Source organism: Streptomyces sp. NPDC054783 (assembly GCF_053611725.1).
Window position 1 is genome coordinate 1 of record NZ_JBSHAY010000046.1, and the last position, 17,839, is coordinate 17,839.

Annotated in this window: 7 protein-coding genes and 1 pseudogene; 6 read left to right on the forward strand and 2 right to left on the reverse strand. The window is 69.3% G+C overall.

All coding sequences use genetic code 11. The annotated features are described in order from the left end of the window. Positions 1 to 856 precede the first annotated feature (856 nt). A complete protein-coding gene (locus tag ACWGJ5_RS41845; RefSeq protein WP_453314850.1) occupies positions 857 to 1,372 on the forward strand; it encodes a hypothetical protein in 516 nt (171 codons plus the stop codon). Between the two features lie 652 nt (positions 1,373 to 2,024). Here the strand turns inward: ACWGJ5_RS41845 and ACWGJ5_RS41850 are convergent. Then, entirely contained in the window at positions 2,025 to 2,210 is a 186-nt protein-coding gene (locus ACWGJ5_RS41850; RefSeq protein WP_453314851.1) for a hypothetical protein, read from the reverse strand. 178 nt (positions 2,211 to 2,388) lie between these two features. Between ACWGJ5_RS41850 and ACWGJ5_RS41855 the strand changes: the two genes are divergently transcribed. Both ACWGJ5_RS41855 and ACWGJ5_RS41860 read left to right on the forward strand, forming a co-directional pair. Continuing rightward, positions 2,389 to 7,077: a hypothetical protein gene (locus tag ACWGJ5_RS41855; protein ID WP_453314852.1), complete on the forward strand. Its 4,689-nt coding sequence runs from the start codon at positions 2,389 to 2,391 to the stop codon at positions 7,075 to 7,077. 110 nt (positions 7,078 to 7,187) lie between these two features. Beyond that, positions 7,188 to 8,580, forward strand: a pseudogene (locus ACWGJ5_RS41860) (Helicase associated domain protein); the annotation flags it as partial. Positions 8,581 to 8,678: 98 nt separating this feature from the next. Here ACWGJ5_RS41860 and ACWGJ5_RS41865 read toward each other — a convergent pair. Further along, the gene (locus ACWGJ5_RS41865) at positions 8,679 to 9,740 is read right to left on the reverse strand and encodes a hypothetical protein (protein WP_453314853.1); all 1,062 of its coding nucleotides are present in this window, start codon (positions 9,738 to 9,740) and stop codon (positions 8,679 to 8,681) included. 766 nt (positions 9,741 to 10,506) lie between these two features. Between ACWGJ5_RS41865 and ACWGJ5_RS41870 the strand changes: the two genes are divergently transcribed. The 3 genes from ACWGJ5_RS41870 to ACWGJ5_RS41880 are packed head-to-tail and all read left to right on the forward strand — an operon-like array spanning position 10,507 to position 17,824. Further along, positions 10,507 to 11,709 (forward strand): restriction endonuclease-related protein, encoded by a 1,203-nt coding sequence (locus ACWGJ5_RS41870; RefSeq protein ID WP_453314854.1) that lies wholly within the window; start codon positions 10,507 to 10,509, stop codon positions 11,707 to 11,709. After that, positions 11,706 to 15,074 carry a hypothetical protein gene (locus ACWGJ5_RS41875; protein ID WP_453314855.1) on the forward strand — a complete coding sequence of 1,123 codons (3,369 nt, stop codon included), beginning with the start codon at positions 11,706 to 11,708 and terminating at the stop codon, positions 15,072 to 15,074. Before ACWGJ5_RS41870 ends, ACWGJ5_RS41875 begins: the two co-directional genes overlap by 4 nt. Next, positions 15,071 to 17,824, forward strand: a complete 2,754-nt coding sequence (locus ACWGJ5_RS41880; RefSeq protein WP_453314856.1) for an RNAseH domain-containing protein — start codon at positions 15,071 to 15,073, stop codon at positions 17,822 to 17,824. The genes ACWGJ5_RS41875 and ACWGJ5_RS41880 overlap by 4 nt, the downstream gene beginning before the upstream one ends. The last annotated feature ends 15 nt before the right edge of the window (positions 17,825 to 17,839 follow it).

Below are 17,839 nucleotides of genomic sequence, written 5' to 3' on the forward strand. Positions count from 1 at the left end.
CTCCCGCTCCGCGTGAGCGGAAAGCGGCTCGCTGCGCTCCCCGCTCAACGAGCCTGCTGCGCAGTCTCGTTGACGCTCCCTGCGCTGCGCTTCGGGAGCAGCACGCCCCGCGTTGCGGGGCGTGGGCCGGCCCTTCGGCCGGCTGGTGGCCTCCGCTGCGCTCCAGCCACCGGTGACGCTTCGCGTCACTGGGCGTGCCACGCTTCGCGCGGCCCGATTGCGGGCCTGACGGCCCGGGCTGGCAGCGAGGGTCGGGGTGAGAAGGCTGGTGACTGGCCGTCAGAGTGGCAGACTGGTTCGGGAGGCCAGGCTTGCTGTGCAGGGGGCGGTCTTGTCTGCTTCAAAATGTGCTGCGGATGAACTCTGGAAAAGATCATGGCTCCCGGAACGGGATCTCCGCACCGCTGTCACCGGACAAGTGGAGCAGCATGTCACCGGCCGGCACCCGGAACCGGCAGCCACCGTAGAGAGTAGGCCCGAGGAGACCGTGTCCGGTACTCCCACACGAGTGAACCCGCAGCGGTCGCACACCGCGCCACCTGGGCAGGCCTCCTGGCACGGCACCGGTTCACCTGGCCTCCTGACGCGGATGAGGTCCGGTCAAACTGCATGACAGGCAGGCTTGCTGATCAGCAGTCACCCCTCGGCGCGTGGCGCATGTTGGGGCTTTGCAGCCGGGTGGTTGGGGGCAGCCCTGCATGTCCTCGGGCATGGTCCAGGGCAGGTGGTGGTGTGGGCGTGCTCAGGGGCCACACGGTCGGTGGCAGCGGCTTCCACACGGCGGCCTGCAGCCCGGAGTGCGATCCCCCGGACGGCACTTCGGCGTACGGCCCGTCCACGGTTGTACCTTCGGTTGATGCGACGCAAGACAGAAGTCCGCGATTGTCCATCGCCCGACCGGCAGATCGCGATGTCTGCGGGCCGCGCAGCGCAGGAGGCGGTGGCCGAGGTGAGTACCGCTGTGGCGCGGGAATTCGACGCTGCCGATCACATGATCGACGTGCAGTTGACCACCATGCCGCTGGCCGGTGGATTCCCGCCCCGTCGGCCGCTGGAGCAGCTCGCGGCCACCTGCCTGCCTGGTACGCATATCCGCGCCGTCACGCCGGTCAAGCCGCCATGGCGCTGGATCGAGCTCCTCCACGGCAGCCTTGAGATGACGGCCTCCCGCCCCCGGACGGACCGACACGGCTCGCTTGCCAAAGCGAGCGCGCTGCGGATGGCCGAGGCCATCGAGCAGCACCTGGGCACGGTGAGAATCGCGGCCCGGCTCGACCTCGTCCATGAGGCATCGAGTCCGGCATGGCACAACGCCTACGCCCTGGTCACGGCCACCCATCTCGCCGGGCTCCTTGTCACCGTCGAAGACTGAGGGTGCCCCCGGGCGGCGTGGACGTCAGGCGGTGTCTGAAGCGGCAGCGTCAACACGTCGTCCGGCAAGGACTGGCGCAGGGGCAGCGTGAGCGTCTGAGAGCCCTCAGAATGCCCCTGCCGCCGGACCAGGAGACGCCCGCCAAGCCGTCCAGGAGCGGCTTGGCGGCGTCCGAACGGGGCTGCGCGGCTCCTGCGATACCGGGCGCGAACGGGCTCCGGAGGCCCGTCAGCCGCATCCACACCGAGACGCTCCCGCGTGTCACCGGCCGGCGCCCGGAACCGGCAACCACCGCAGAGGGTAGGCCCGGGGAGACCGTGCCTGGTACGTCCCGTGCGGGTGAACCACCCGTGTGGATCGGTGTGCTGACTGGGAGTCACCCCATGTTCTCAGGTGAGACTTTGCGGTTGGCGCCCACTGGGTCCGTACGCGCGGGACCGTGAGGAGGTGACGCTTTCTCCGGTCCTGCTGCGGGTTACGCCTGTGAGCAGTGAGACGACATGGTCGCTCGTGTGCCAGGTAGCTGCCGCGTATGGCATGCAACCCGATCAGCTACCCGGGCACTTCACGGTCACCGGCTGTCGGCGACGCGTGAATCGTGGTTCTGGATCACTTTTCAGCCGTCGTCGACAACCGCGCCCTGCGCAGTAGTTCAGATAAAGGGCGAGACGGCCTGGTAGACCCGTTCCGTGTTCGGCGAGCGGCCCTTGCTACGCAACCCGGCCAGAAACGCACACGCCTCGGCATGCAGGTCGTAGGTGCGTGCATCGGCCACCACCCATCGCTCCACGCCAGTCGACGCAGAGATCGAGCGCTCAGCCACATAGGTCTGCTCCACCCACCAAAACAACCAACCCCCACCCCCAGCCAGTAGCGCTTCCCGAAACAGACCACACGACCGGCTGGCAACCACACCAAACACACCAAACACACCACACAAGCTACCCCACACAGAGATAAAATCCGCGCCTGAGTTGAACAAGCGCTGCAGGTCGGCGTGAGCGAGGAGAGCCACGGTGAGTGAGGCAGCACGGGCAGACGCCGGGGGCAGTGCGGGCGCGGGCGGCTTCGACTACCAGCATCGCGTGGCCGCCTGGCTGGCTGTCGCCGCTGTAGCGGGCTCCGCGTCTCCGGGCGTCCAGGGGCTGTGGAGCGGAGCTGTGGAGCGGATCGCCTGCGAAACCGGCGAACCCGTCGACGACTGCCGAGTGCACACCTCCGACGGGCGGACACTGGCGCTCCAAGCTAAGCGATCAATCACGCTGTCTCAGTCGGAGGAGAGCGAACTCAGCAAGACTGTCGCGCAGTTCGTTCAGCAGCACCTCATGCCAGGCCATGAGCAGGACCGGCTGGTCCTCGTCACCTCCCGCGACGCCTCAAAACCGGTGCGGAACGACCTCGCGCAAGTTCTTGATCGTCTCCGTAACGCTCCCGCCGAGCGAAACGTGACGTCGCTCGCCTTCAACAGCGACCAGACTGACGCCTACAACAAGTTCGTCGCTCACGCGACCCGGGAGTGGGCAAAGCAGCGCGGCGACACGCCCTCAGCTGCGGAACTGAGGGGGTTCCTCGCCCATTGCCACATATGGGTCCTCGACGTCGAACAGGGCGGCCTGGAAGAACGGGAGGCCCTCCAGACACTGCGGACGTCCGTGATCACTCATCCTGCCCAAGCGGACGCGGCGTGGCACGTACTGCTCAGCGCCTGTGCACAGCTGGCTATCCACCATTCCGGTGCCGATATGAGGCAACTGCAGCAGTCGCTGTCATCGGCTGGCATCGCGCTGGCCACCGTCCGAGACTTCACCTCAGATGTCCAGCTCCTGGCCAGGACCACGCACGACACCCTCGACCAGTTGGGCCATGGCCTCACTACCGTCCCCACACCGCAGGGGCCTGTGGCCATTGCGCGCACGGTCACAGGCATCGGAGCGAGGACCCAGAAGGGCTCGATCCTCGTGGCTGGCGGGCCGGGTGCGGGCAAGACCGTGGTCGTGCACGAGTTGGCCCGGGAAGCCAGTGCAGAAGGCCGGCCCGTACTTCTCCTATCGGTAGCCGGCGTGGATGCCCGGAGTGCCGGCATGCTTCAAGCAGAACTCAGGCTGCAGCATCCGCTTGTCGACGTTCTCGAGCAGTGGCAGCCCGGCAGCACCGGGCTCCTGGCGATCGATGCCCTGGATGCCGCACGAGTCGATGCCTCCACCGAGCTGTGGCGATCAATCATCGCGGATGTGAGCCGCCGGCTGCCGAACTGGCAGGTGGTCGCCTCCATCCGCACCTGGGACCTACAGCACTCCCCACAGCTGCGTGCCCTCTTTGCAGGCGAGGCAATACAGGTGGGTGATCTCACGGAGGAAGAGGTCGCCCAGGTCACCGATGTCTTCCCCGCCTTGCGTGGCTTTCTGAGCCAGGCTTCCGACCAGCAGCGACAGCTGATGCGCAACCCGTTCAACCTGCGCCTGGCTGCCGAACTCATGCTGGCCGGCGCAGCAGCAACACAGCTACGCACTGTCGACAGCAGGTTGGGCCTGCTGGAGCGTTACTGGGAGGCGCGCGTCACCCGGGGAACCGAGGGCATCGCGAAAGCAGCCTTCCTCGGCCGCCTGTGCGCAGCCGCAGTACAGGAGAGACGACTTGCCGTGCCCGCCCAGAAGATTTTGGAGGGCGACACCGCAGCGTCAGACGTCCTGCGGACCCTCCTTTCCAGCTCCGTCCTCACGCAAGCCCCGACGATCATGGGCCCCACGGCCAACGGCCCCCTGCAGTTCGCGCACCACGTGCTGTTCGACTACGCCGTTGCCATCACCTACCTCTCGCACTCCCCCGACGGACTGCAGGAAAGGCTGAACGCCGACCCCGACCTGTTGCTCTTCGCCCGCCCCAGCATCGACATGTACCTCCGGACGGCCTGGGCGCAAGGTCCCGGCGTGTTCTGGGCGCTGGCTCTGGCCTTGATGGCACTGCCCTCCCCCAGGATGGCAGCCACAGCAATCGCAGACGTCGTCACGGATGACTGCGATCAGGCGACTGACCTGGAGCCGCTGCTCGCACCGGATCCGGGCACCGAGGAGGGAGCGAAGCGGATACTCGCAGCGATCGCCGTCGCTGTCTCCCTCAAGCTGAAGGAAAGCAGCCTCCAGCATCCAGGTGTCTGGACCGAGGTCGCTGAGCGTCTCAGCCGGACACCTGCCCGATTCCTCACGGCGCTGGGTGTCCTGGTGACCGACCTGGCCTCCCATCGGGCAATGCTGAACGAACAGCAGCTCCGGCTCTGCGCGTCAGCGGCGCGGCGCCTGCTGGAGTACCTGTGGACCCAGCCTCCAGCCCCCGCTTCACGGCTGGCCATCACCGCTGTGATCCAAACGGCAGCAGGTGACCTGACCACGACCGAGACACTACTCAGGCGCACTGTGGAGCCGCCCCAGCTCGAAGAGCGCGGCTACAACGACCTCCTCTCCATGACCAGCAAGGTCTCAGAGCTGCTGGAACTCCTGCCGGGCCTCGTAGAAGACCTCTACGTGGCTGTGCTGAGCCACACCGAGACGTCCTCGGCCGACACCCAGATGGGCAGCGGCTCCGTGCTGACTCTCGTGTCCAATCGCCGACAGGACTTCGACGCGGCCAAGTACCCCCTGGTCAAGTACTTCCCCACCGTCCTGCGCTCGGACCTCCCTCGTGCCCTGGCGATCCTCACCCGCTTGACACTCACTAGCCAAGATCTACCCAAGCATTCGGCTGTCCTGCGGGGCCGCACGATCGTGGTCATCAAAGACGACTCACGCGCATGGGACTTCGGCTCCAGCTACGCCCATAATGACCCGGCAGCCCTACTCGACGCCTATCAGGACTTCGCCTCCGCTGCCACCGCAACCGAAGCGGAGGCGCTGGGCGAGGCGCTCACCTCGGCTCCCCAAGCGGGTGTTGTATGGCGACGCACCCTACGCGCAGCTGCCGCCAACCCAGCCCTGGCAACCTCCCTGGTCAGCGAGCTGGCCGACGTCGTGACGCAGTTGCTCATCCCGGATCTGCTCGAACCCGCCTGCGAGCTGATCAGCAAGCTGCACCCCACCCTCACACCTGCCGAAGCTGCCCGCCTGGAGGCAGCGATCGTCTCGCTCAAGCCAGACGCCTCCCACGAGGAGGGGAGCCAGGAGCAGGCCCGCCGGTACCAGATGCTCGTCGACGCGCTCTCCGTGGAACACGTCACCGATCCATCACTGACAGCGGACAAGAACGCACGGGACACCGAAGCCGCCGCAGGGCACCTGCCGTGGCCTGCTGCGGAGCCAACCGAGACCAAGGAGGAAGACCCTGCGGAAGCCGAACTACGCAAGCTCATCGCAACCCTGAGCAGCTTCGCGAGCACCTATCTCAACGGCACCGCCACACCGGAAGACACCGCATCCGCCGAGCACACTGCCACCAATCTGGAAGCAGCCCTGAAGCAGACGCAATCCTCCCCCATCCGCGCGCAGGCGGAGGACGCTCTCGCCCGGGCTGCGGAGATCTGGACCCGCAGCACACAGACGCCGCCGGCATCCTTGACCCACGCGCGTACCCTCCTTCTTGTATCGACAACGAGCCCCCGGCCCGAACCCACCCCGGAGAACGCCAACTACGACCTGCTCCTCCCCCAGGGCCCCCGAGCCGATGCGGCTCGCGGCCTCGGCCAACTCGCCAGCGTGCCGGAGCAGTACAGCCCCGAAGTCGCTCGAGCCCTGCTCGCCCTGGCGGCAGACCCCGTGGGAGCCATCAGGCACACAGTGGCTCGAATCACCCCACTCATAGCAGTCAGCGACACCGGCACGGCGTGGCAGATCCTCGAGCGCCTCGCTGCGCAGGACTCCGACGACGCTGTGCTCGCCACCGCGGTCACCACGGCCTGCTTCTGTATGAGCGACCGTCAACGCGGCGCTTCCATCCTGACCACGGTCATGGGACGCGCAACCCCACACCCTGGCCGCGAGACCGCCGCCTCCGCCTGCGCCACCGCCGCAGGACTCCTGTGGGTCCACCACGCAACACCCGAAGCAGGCACCGCCCTCACCAGCATGATCACCCGCTGGCTGGACGACAGCACCTGGGCCGACTGCCTCCACCAACTGCGCGTCTCCGGAGCACTCACCCACGACAACGAAGCTGTCCGGCAACGTGCCCTCAAACTCATGCAGCAACTCGCCGAACCAGCCCTCGACGAAACCCGCCACGCTCTGAGCCAGCATCAAACCTCGACCGACGCCGAGCGGGAGCAACTCAAGAACACCGTCAGGCTCCTCGACAACATCGCGTCACAGATCTACTTCGCCAGCGGCGGCACCGACAGCAAGCCCCCGATCCAGCCGGAAGTCAGACTCGTCGACGAAGCCGAGCCACTGATCAAGCTCCTTGCGGCGACCCCAGTCGCGGGCATCGCCCACCACCTCGTCGAGATGTGTGAGCGCATGATCGACCAGCGCCCGCAGCAGACGCTCCTGACCGTCCGCGACATCGTGACCCAGGTAGGCGCACAAAGCGGCTACACCGCGGACACCCTCGGCGTGGGAACCTGCGTCACCTTCGTGGAACGCATCCTCGCCGACCACCGCGGCCTCCTCCACAACCCGGACAACCTCACCGCCCTACGGCAGATCTGCGACGCCTTCATCGACGCCGGATGGCCCCAAGCCCACAACCTTGTCTTCGGCATCGAGCAGATCTTCCGGTAACAGCTCCACAGCACCCCACACCCTCACGCCGGCAGCCGCCCCTGAACCACGCCAAACACACCCATCACTTCATTCAGAACTAGATAATCGACACCAAGAACTGCGACTCCGTCTACTGGGCCGACGTCCGCGGTTCCATGCCCGACCTCGTCCAGGCCGTCGGCCGGGCGCTACGGATGCAGCCCGGCGAGGGCAAGGTCGCCTCCCTCGTCGTGCCCGTCTTCCTCCAACCCGGTGAGGACCCGCAGGACATGGTCGCCTCCGCCAGCTTCCGCCCCCTGGTAGCGGTCCTCCAGGGCCTGCGCTCGCACGATGAGCGCCTGGTCGAGCAGCTCGCCTCCCGCGCCCTCACCAGCGGCAAGCGCAAGATCCACGTCCGGCGTGACGAAGAGGGGCGCATCGTCGGGGCCGGCGGCGAGGGTGACGGCGAGGACCAGGAGCAGGACGGCGCCGACGCCGCTGCCGAGTCCGCGCTGCTCCACTTCTCCAACCCGCGCGACGCCTCCACGATCGCGGCGTTCCTGCGCACGCGGGTCTACCGGCCGGAATCCCTGGCCTGGCTGGAAGGCTACGAGGCGCTGCTGCGCTGGCGCAGGGAGAACCAGATCACCGGCCTGTACGCCGTCCCGTACGACACCGAGGTCCAGGTCGGCGTCACCAAGGACTTCCCCCTCGGGCGGTGGGCGCACCAGCAGCGCAAGACACTGCGCGCCGGCGAACTCGATCCCCACCGCAAAGAACTGCTCGACGCGCCCGAGGCCGGGATGGTCTGGGAGCCCGGCGAGGAAGCCTGGGAAGCCAAACTCGCCGCGCTCCGGTCCTACCGGCGGGCCACCGGACACCTCGCCCCCCGCCAGGACGCCATGTGGGGCGAGGGCGAAGCGATGGTGCCCATCGGGCAGCACATGGCCAACCTCCGGCGGAAGGGCGCGAAGAACGGCCTGGGCAAGGACCCGAAGCGGGCGGAACAGCGTGCCGCGCAGCTCACCGCGATCGACCCGGAGTGGAACTGCCCGTGGCCGCTGGACTGGCAGCGGCACTACCGCGTCCTCGCGGACCTGGTCGAAGCCGACGGCAGCCTGCCCGAGATCCAGCCCGGCGTGTTCATGGACGGCGACGACCTCGGCAAGTGGCTCCAGCAGCAGAAGCAACCGGCCGTCTGGGCGCGACTCCTACCCGAGCAGCAGGAGCGACTGTCCACGCTGGGCATCAAGCCGCTGGAGAAGCCCTCTCCCGCCCCCGGCGGCCAAGCGTACGGTGAAGGGCCCGAGCAAGGCACAGCAGGCGTTCCAGCGCGGCCTGACAGCCCTCACACAGTGGGTGGAACGCGAGGGCGACCGGCCGGTACCGCGCGGCCACACCGAGGAGATCGCCGTCGACGGCGAAACGGAACCGGTGACCGTAAAGCTGGGCGTCTGGGTCTCCAACACCAAGACCCGGCGCGACAAACTCACCCAGGAACAGCTGACCGCCCTGCGGGACCTCGGCGTCGACTGGGCCTGACTCGGTCTGGCGCTGAGCCGCAGCTGGGCTGTCGAGCTTGTACCCGCTCCGGCTTTGGAGGTGACGGCAGCTTGTGCGGCTTCCTCGGGGGGTCGGAGCTACGGAGCCAGCAACTGGTCGAAGAACCCGCTCAGCATGAGTTTGGCAGCCTGTGGGTCCACAAATTCGGCGCCGCCAAACCGGTACACCTCATACCCCTGAAGACGGATCCGCCGATCTTCTCGGACCATGTCGGCGTATAGGTCGGGTGCGGCCTTCCCATCACGCGAGTAGTGCTCCTTACCATCCAGCTCGAGAACGTATCGGCGACCGCCGGAAGCGAGCATCAGGAAGTCCATCCGCTGCCGCGTCAGCACCTTGCCTTCCGCCCGTTGATTCCGCTGCTGTTGCGCCAGGGGGTCGTAATGGAGATACACCTGTGGCAACAGAGCAGGAAAGTCTCCGAAGCCTCGCTGCATCGCGTGATCCCAGTAGGTGTCCAGCAACAGCTGCTCCGGGGCGTTGAGTGCCCCCCTCAGCCGCTTCAGGAGCGCCTGCAGCCTGAAATGCTCAGACATCCCGTACATGCCGTCCTGGAGGTGCCACCACTTGCCGAGTTCGCTCCAGGTGAGGCCCGAGGCCCCCACTGGGCGGTCATACAGCAGGCAGTGGTCCTTGTTCTTCGTGATCTCGATGACACCACCCGCGACGTCCCTCCAGACGATCTCTGGCTTCTGCGCGGCGGCGAAGATGAGGTTGCGCAGCTCGCCGCGCAGCCCCCGCAAGCCTCCGGTGAAGGTGGTCTGCTCGCGTCGTTCCAGCGCTGCGCGCGCAGGGGCGAAGACCCTGGTCAGGTCGGTAATGAGGCCGTTGTCGTGCTCCATCCGAAACGAGTAGTAGCCCTGCTTGTCGTGAAAGGGCACCTCGAACTCGATACCGAGGCGGCGCAGAACGGCCTTGAGACAGCGTATGACCGCTCCCGTCTCCGAATTGTCCATCAGTCCGTCGTGCTCAGGGTGCTGGGGCAAGTCGTCGATCAGCAGGTCGATGAGAGCGTGCGCAGCCTCTTCGTCACCACTGGCGGACGGGGCGGTGCGAAGCTCGTTGATGGCCTCGCGATTCAGCCTCGTATATGAGTACTGGTCACGCTGGACGGTTTCAAAGAAGAGTTCCTGCGGCACTCTGTCCCCCTCAGCCCTCGTTGTCCGGCAGAACCCGAACGCCGGGATGATGATCTCGCAGGCCACTGACATCGAGCAGGGACTTTTGAAGGCTTTGCGTTGCGGTGGCAGGCACAGATCGACGGCACCTGCGACAGGTCCGGCTCTCTGCGAGTGTCAGCCGAGGCAGACCCCGGCTTCGGCACTGGCACGCCTATCAAGGCCGGAGCGGAGGGCAGCGGGAAGCCGCTGGCGGCGAGGACGGTTTCGGGGCTGCCGAGTTGCAGGAGCTGCCAGTACGCCGGAGCGCAGGCCGCGAGGTCGGGGGCGGCGAAGGCGCATTCCAAGGCCGGGAAGGTCTTCTCCACGGCGTCGGTGAAGGCCTGGAAGTCGGTGAAGGCCCGGAAGTAGTCCCGTGCGCTGCGGGCGTTGCCCCACAAGGTGACGGCATCACGAAGAGTGCCCTCGGCGTACTGCAGGGAGATGCCCGGCTTAAGTCTCATATCCGGATTCTGCCTTCTCATCAGGACACGGCGGGATCGGGCCGAGACACCCGATCAGGGCCCGCGCAGCTTCCGCGTCGTCTATGGAGCGCTGTTGGGGGCACGACGCTGCCGACCCCGATCCGGAGGCAGCCGAACACCAGTCCGTCCCGAAGACCACCGCACCGCGCACGTCGGACCGGGATCACCGGATCGAGGGAAGGCCCCCGAACTCCCGTGCCCTCCCAGAGGGCGGAGGGGTTGAGGTTGTGGCATGGGCTCAATGCGGTGGGGGGAGGACCGGGGTGTCGGCGGTGGCCGGGACGGCAACGGCCGTTCAAGAACTCGACGGGGATCAGCGCGCAGCGCTCGACGCCTGCGTGGTCGCGGCCCTGGCCTTGAGCAGCAGTGAGGGCGAGGCACAGGGGCGGATGCGGCTGCTGATGGAGTGCCATGGTCGCTACGTGCGCTCGTTTGGGGTCCTTGAGCAGGCACCGTCGTACGAGGTGTTCGCCCGTCGGCTCCGTGGAAGCCGGGTGGCCGACCTTCTGCCGGGACGGCCCCAGGGATCAGTGCTCGGCAAGCTGTGGCTGCTCGATGACGACGGCATGCCCAGTTCGGCGCTGCACCGGCTCGCGGTGGAGGCCTCTGAGCACGGCCACCAGGCCCCGGGGATCGGTGCCGATATCCGCCATCTGCACAGCCTGCTGCGGGCGGTAGGGATGTTGCCGGTGAGTACCGGGCTGTCGCGGATCTCCGGCGAGACCGTCCAGCACGCCGTCTTCCGCGCGCTGAGGGCCGCCGGCTTCGAGGCGTACACGCGGGGCCGGGAGGCGATGGTACGCACGCCCGTCCTGACACGGCGCGATTTGTCCCGGAACACCGCGTTGGTCGAGCTGGGCGCGTACACCGGTGTCTCCCCGACGCGGCAGTTCGGCGGCCTGTGGGCAGCGTGTCCGATGTGCAGATGGACGATGCGGGCCACCTACCGCCCCAACGGCGTGGTGGACGTCGAGTGTGAGGACGAGCGCCACAGCCTGCTGGGCGCCCGGTACCGGGCCGAGCCGACAGCGGTGGTGGGCTGGCGCCTGGCGCCGTGCGGCGAACTGCGCACCGTGCCGGAGCTGCTGTCCGTGGAGGGCTACGTGGCGTTGCCCTACGCCCTGTGGCTGTGGGTGACGCTCCCGGGCCTGCTTGAGGTCGAGCTGCGCGACCGGCTGGTCGCCTTGGGCGCGGAAGTGCGGCTGTGGCCGTTCGGCGACGCCTATGACCTGCATGTCGCTCGTCCCGGCCGGTCCAGGGCGTGGCGCGTCGACGTCAAGACCTGGGCCGACCCGTACGGGCTGGCCCAGAAGCTGCGCGAGGATCCCGAGGGGCCCAGCGAGCTGTGCTTCGTGGTGCCTGAGCACTTGCGGGGGTTCCTGCCGCTGCTGCGCCGGGTGGTGCGGGACAGCGGGGCGCGCGTGCTAACCGATGCCGACCTGGTGGCGGAGGTGGAGGGGGCGTGAGCAGGACGCTTGCCGGGGCTCTGGCCTTGGCCGAGTATCTTCTTCCCTCCCGGTTCCGCGACGGGCGGCAGGTGGTGCGCGTCGCGGACGCCCATGTCCTGCTGAGCGGGCACGCGCCGCGTGCCGTGGCGGGCTGGGAGCAGTGGTCGGAGGCGGACAAGCAGCGCCTCGGCGCGCTGTTGGGCACCCGCCATCGGGGGGAGGCGCTACTGCACAACGTCGAACGGACCGTCTACGACGTCTTCCACACCCCCGACGCGGACGACCCGCTGCCCGCTCTCTACGCGCTCGGGTACAGCGAGCGGGGGCGGGCGCTTGAAGTGCTGCCGACTCACGGGCAGGACCCTTCGGACGTCGCCGAACGCCTGCTCGCACCGGCCAGGCGCCAGCGGCTGCTGCGGGTCGCGAGCGGATCGGGCTGGTCGGCGCCGACATCGCGTGGGCGGGTCCAGCTCACTTTCCCCGACGAGCAGGGGGTGTACAGGCCGCCTCGGGTCGTGACCGCACCGTCGGTGGAGTTGGTGGTGGACGACGATGAGCTCGGCTGGCAAAGCCGGGACACCGACCAGGGCATGAAGGGCCCGGCCTTCCGCGAGAAGCAGATCGCGCTGCTGCTGCGCGGGACCATCGGTGGCGGGCAGCGCCCCCTGGAACCCGTTGTCCTGCCGCCGGGCCGGATGCACCTGCTGAGCGCGCCCCCGGGCGTGGGCAAGAACGTCTTCGGCCGAGGGCTGGCGATCCAGCAGGCCGGCCTGGGTCGCACCACCGTGCTAGTGGTCAGCGACAACGGCGACGTCTACGGCGAGGCCTCCACCTTGCAGCAGGAGCTGCAGGCGGCGGGCGTCAAGGAGACGGCCACGCCGTTCATCGCCCCCAACAGCCGGTACAGCTTCGCGCTGCGCTCCGCCGCGAAGCTGGAGGGCACCGGCGTGCCGCTGGCGCAGGCCTCGGCGAGCATCGCCTTCCTCGTCAACAACTCCGCCTACGGATGCGCCGCACAGGCGCAGCTTGAGGGACGCGACGCCTTCGAGGCCGGCAGGGAGCCGTGCACGGTCGCGGCGTCGGATGCTTTCGGCCAGCCGGAGCGGGCGCTGTGCCCATATGTGTCGTCCTGCGGGAAGTTTTCCCATGTCGAGGCCGCGACGACGGCCAGGATCATCGTGACCACCCACGCCTGCTTCCAGTCCGGGATGATCAAGGTTCCGGTGGAGGTCGACGGGGAGGTCCGCAACAGCATCAGCGTGCGGGAGTTCCTTCTGCGCCTGGCGTCCTATGTGGTCGTCGACGAGGTCGACGCCTACCAGGCGCGGGGGTTCGACGAGTGTGGCGTGCTGGAGCTCGCGTCCCGCTCCCGCCCAACCACGGTGCTGCGGCGCATTCGCGACAGCCTGCACCAGGCGCCGCCGAGGCTGGCGGTGGCCATGCGCCGGCCCCTGACCCGGGCGGTGTTCCTGGCCGAGCAGCTGCTCGACCTGGTGGCCGGGGAGGAGGTCTGCACCGAGGTCGCCCAGGCGCAGGCCCTGGCCCGCGGGCAGGACCCGCGCCGGACGCGGCAGGTCCTGCAGGACCGCAAGCGCTGGTATCAGCCCCATCAGTGGGACCGGCATCTGCTGGAGAACCTGATCGGGGTGGACCCTGATGCTGCGGCCACCGCCGAGCAGGCCGACTGTCTGCAGGCCTTGCTCCCGCGCGTTGCCACCCGGCCGGGTGACCGCCCTTCCTGCGCCGTCCTGCCGGATCGGCTGCTGCCCGTCCCGGGCGTGCTGGAGCGGATGCTCACGATCGACGAGGGCGGGGAGTGGCAGCTTGCCCCCTTCAAGGACGAACTGCGGGAGATCATCTCCGCCGCGCTGCCCGCCTTCTGCGCTGCCGAGGGCGGAGACGACGGAGCACCTGCCGAGTCCACGGTGCCGGCGCAGCGCGGGCTCGACCGGCCGGAGCCGGTGCGGGCGCCCACGCGCACCGAGGTCACCGCGGGCGTCCTGCACGCGCTGATGATGAAGACGTGGCTGACGGCCATCGTCCACACGATGTTCAACCTGACGGACAGGGCCGGCGAACTCGCCGGGCACGGCATCGACGCGGCCTCCGAGCTCGCCGACGCGATCGGCCACCAGGGCGCCGGCACCGTCGTCCCGTTCGGGCCGCTGGGCCGCCAGCTGGGCGGGTTCCGCTTCGAGGGGCTGGACGATCCGGGTGCCCATGCGAGTTTGAAGATGGAGGTGCTGCGCGCCGACCCCCACACCGAGACGCAGTTCCTCGGCAGCATCGTCTCCCTCGCCCTGAGCGGCCGCCAGCGTACTGTTCTGGGCATGTCCGCCACCGGCTTCATGCCGGGCGCGGCACGCACCCACCTGCTCGCTCGCCCCGACTGGGCGATGCCCGACACCCTTCGCGATGGTCTGACCATCTTCAACAGCACCCCCGTCGCCGACGGAAAGCTCTTGGCCGTCGGCAGCACCCCCTACCGCGAACGCGACCAGCGGGTCATCTCACTGGCCGCCGGCTACGCACCGGGCCTGGTGCGCGACCTGGACCGGCTTGCCGCGGAGGCGCGCACCCGGCATCGCGCACGGGCCCTGATCACCGTCAACTCCTACCGGCAGGCCCGCCTGTTCGCCCAGACCCTGTACGACACCGCGCTCGCCCTCGAGCGGCGGCTACGGATCTACGTCGCCGTCGCGGACACCCCCGACCTCTCTCTGCCGCCGGTCTGCGACGCGATCGGCCAGCTCACCCGCGACCGTTTCGCGGAGCTGGCGGACCTCGACGGCGAGGTGCTCATCTCGCCGCTGCCGCGCACTGAGCGGGGCTTGAACGTGCTGACCGTGTTCGAGGGCGTCGCCGTGTCGGCCATCACCCTGATCGCCATGGGTGTGCGGCCGGTCATGCCGGCCGACGACCCGGCGGTGCTGGCGGCCAGTGTCGCCGCCCGGGCATGGCGCGACACCGTGCCCGGCGACGACTCCGCCGCCGTCCTGGCCCAGGCCCGCGCGGCGGCCGACGCGCACCTGCGCCTGAACCTCAACGCGCCCAAGCGCTTCTCCGCCCTGCCCGACGAGCTGAAGTACGAACTCGTCGCCACCCTCCTCGGGCAGAGCGTCCAGTTGGCAGGCCGCGGACGCCGCGGGCAGACCCACGTCGAGCTCCACTTCATCGACGGCGCCTTCCACGACCCCACCTGGGGATCCGACCTGCCCACCCTGATCCGCGGGCTGCTCGAGCAGTCCCCGCAGGACGACCTCGCCCAGCTCGGCGCTTCTTACGGCCACACCATCGAGGAAATCGCCGAGTACGCCCACGCCCAGCACCTGCTCCCCGCGATGCGCGCGGGCTTTGACGCCTACCTGGGAGAGTACGCATGAGTCGCCCGCTCGACAGCGTCGCCCGCAAGCAGGCCCGCCTGCTGCAATTCCGCACCGCTCCCGCCGACCTGGGCGAGGTAATCGCCTACCGGCCCGACGCCCCCATCATGGACCTGGCCATGGAGCTCTTGCGCGAGTACAAGCGCAACGTCGGCACCGGTCTGGACGTGCAGCCGCCCTACCGGGCGCTGGAGTGTGTCCTGCGCGCGGCGGCGGGCACCTGGGCGCGCTGGCAGTGGAACGACGGCTGCTACGAACTCTTGTGCGCGGCGCCGATCAGCGCCGAGGACCGGCGCGACGTGTTCCGCTACTGGGCCGAAGCCGTGGTCCCCGGCCCCGACGGCCGGCGCATCGGTGAACAGCTGGCCGAACTCCTCGCCCGGGCCGAACCCCGCTGCGTCGTCCTGCCCCCGCCGCCGAGCGCCGGCAAGCGCTCGCGCGGCTGGTGGCCGGGCGAACTCGCTCGCTGGCGCCTGGCCGAGGAACTCGCCGCGCTCGAGTGGCCCCGCAACAACGGCGCCCCCGTCCGTTTCGCCCTGTGCACCGACGGCCGCCTTGCCGCGATCGGCCACGAACTGCCCGCCGAACCCGACCGCAAGGGCACCGTGCGCCACCTGCTGCCCCGTATCACCATCGATACCGCCGCCAGCGGGCACTCCCGGCGCCACGCGCTGACCGTTAACGCCACCACCACCCTCCTCGCCACCTCCTGGAAGGGTGTCGCCACCGTCCTGCTGGCCAACCCCGACCAGCCGCTCGTCGTCGCTGCGGCCACCGACGGCCCGCCGTGGAAGCGCCGCCTGAACGTCCCTGCGGTCGCCGCCAGCCGCCGCCTGGCCGCCCTGCCCCGCCTGAGCGCGAACGTGCCGCCCTTCCCCGAGCACCTCGCCGACGGCGCCCTGGCCGATACCGCCCCGGGGCCGGTCTGGGCCGTCGCCCCGGCCAGCGCCCGTACCCCCGGCCTGGGCCGCGGACACGGCATGGAGTTCTTCCGCCGCCTCGAGGAGGCCATCGACACCCGGTGCGAGAAGTACAGCCACCGCAGCCCCGTGTTCATCGAGGTCCCCGGCATCAAGGTGCCGCCCACCGAGAGCGGCTCACGCGTCAGCGGACCGATCCCCCTCGAACGGATCCCCGCCGCCCTGGACGCCGCCGGCGTGGGCACCCTCCTCGTCCCCGTCCTGTGGAGCACCGACGAGGTCCGCGCCCGGGTGAAGGCCGCGATCGCCGCCCAGTGGGGCCCCGGCGAGGACTGGAAGGCCGTCGAAGGCGTCGCCGAACCCGCCGTCGGCGGGCGTATCGAGGTCGTCTTCCTCCACGACAAGGCCAGTGCCCTCGGCCACGGACCGCGCACCAGCGCGGAGCGCGAGCGGGACCTGGCGCAGATGCTCGCCCCCCACACCCGCAAGGACACGCTCGTCGCAGCGATCTGCGAGACCGACTGGGACCCCGAGCGCTGGTACCCGAGCGTCGAAGCCCGCGAAAAAGCCGAGGCCGAGGACGGCAAGTGGCCCTCCAAGCAGGCTCTCGCGCGCCTCGCAGCGACCTCCCAGTACATCAAGCAGGCCCCGCCGCCGATCCCCACCCACACCCGGGAGGGCAAGCCCTACAACGAGAAGTACCGCGCGAAAAAGGTCGCCTCCCGCCAGAGCGGCCTCGACAGCTCGACCGCGAACGTGCTGCGCGAGATCCTCAGTGGCGTCGGCGCCACCGACCACCGCCTCGGTGCCGCGTTCGGCAAACTGCCGCTCGAGAACTGGTGGCACATCGGCATCCACGTCCGCCGCCACACCCAGCGCCGCACACCCGGCAAGCGCCGCACCACCGAACCGGCACCGATCACCGCCACCCTCACCGCCATGCGCCCCACCGGCGGAAAGGACGACCCCTGGCAGGACTGGGCCTACAGCGCCCAGGCCGGGAGGTGGCAGCCCCGCAGCCCGGCCACCACCGCGCTGCACGCCGCCGACCTCGCCTGGGACGTCAGCGGATACCGCGCCGCCGCGGACGAGACACTCCAGGCCCGCGCCGCCGCGGACATCGTCGAGCAGGCCCTCATCGCCACCCGCACCCAACTCCCCGCACCAGCCCCCACGGTGCTCTACGTCGACGGTGACGCCGCCGAGTACATCTGGGCGGGCCTCACCGACGAAGCCCTGGGCCAGGACCCGCCGCCCGGCCTGCGGCCGGCGTCCTGGCTGCCCGGCCACAGCCTCCCCCGCGCCCAACGCCCCCTGGCCACCGTCCGCGTCATCGGCGACCTGGAACGCATCGGCCGCCCCACCGGGGCCCACATGCGCACCAGCGACGGCACCTGGCGCGCCACCGACACCACCAACAGCCTCTTCCAACTCGCCACCGACGACGGCGCCGTCACCTATCCCGACCTCCTGCTCGTCAACGTCCCCCGCACCTGGGCCGCCGGCCCCGCCGGCCGCTTCGGCAAGGACGAGACACGCTTCGACAGCCGCAGCCAGAGCAAGAACGGCTACGCCCACACCGCCACCCGGTTCACCGTCATCGCCCAGAGCCCCGACGCCGACTGCGACCTCATCGGAGCCGTCGCCGCCGTCCTGACCAACCAGGGCATCACCTCCGACGTCCGCCAAAGCACCCCCACCCCCCTCCACCTCGCCCGCAGGATGGACTCCACCCACCCCTACTACCGCCGCACCGCGCAGAGCACCGAGGACGCCCCCGATGCCGCCGAAGACGGGAAAACCGCGCAGGAGGAGACAACCAGCCTGTGACCCGAGGCGCGGTGG

Coding starts and splice junctions, on each gene's coding strand:
- ACWGJ5_RS41845 (WP_453314850.1), top strand. CDS start 857: ATGCGACGCAAGACAGAAGTCCGCGATTGTCCATCGCCCGACCGGCAG.
- ACWGJ5_RS41880 (WP_453314856.1), top strand. CDS start 15,071: ATGAGTCGCCCGCTCGACAGCGTCGCCCGCAAGCAGGCCCGCCTGCTG.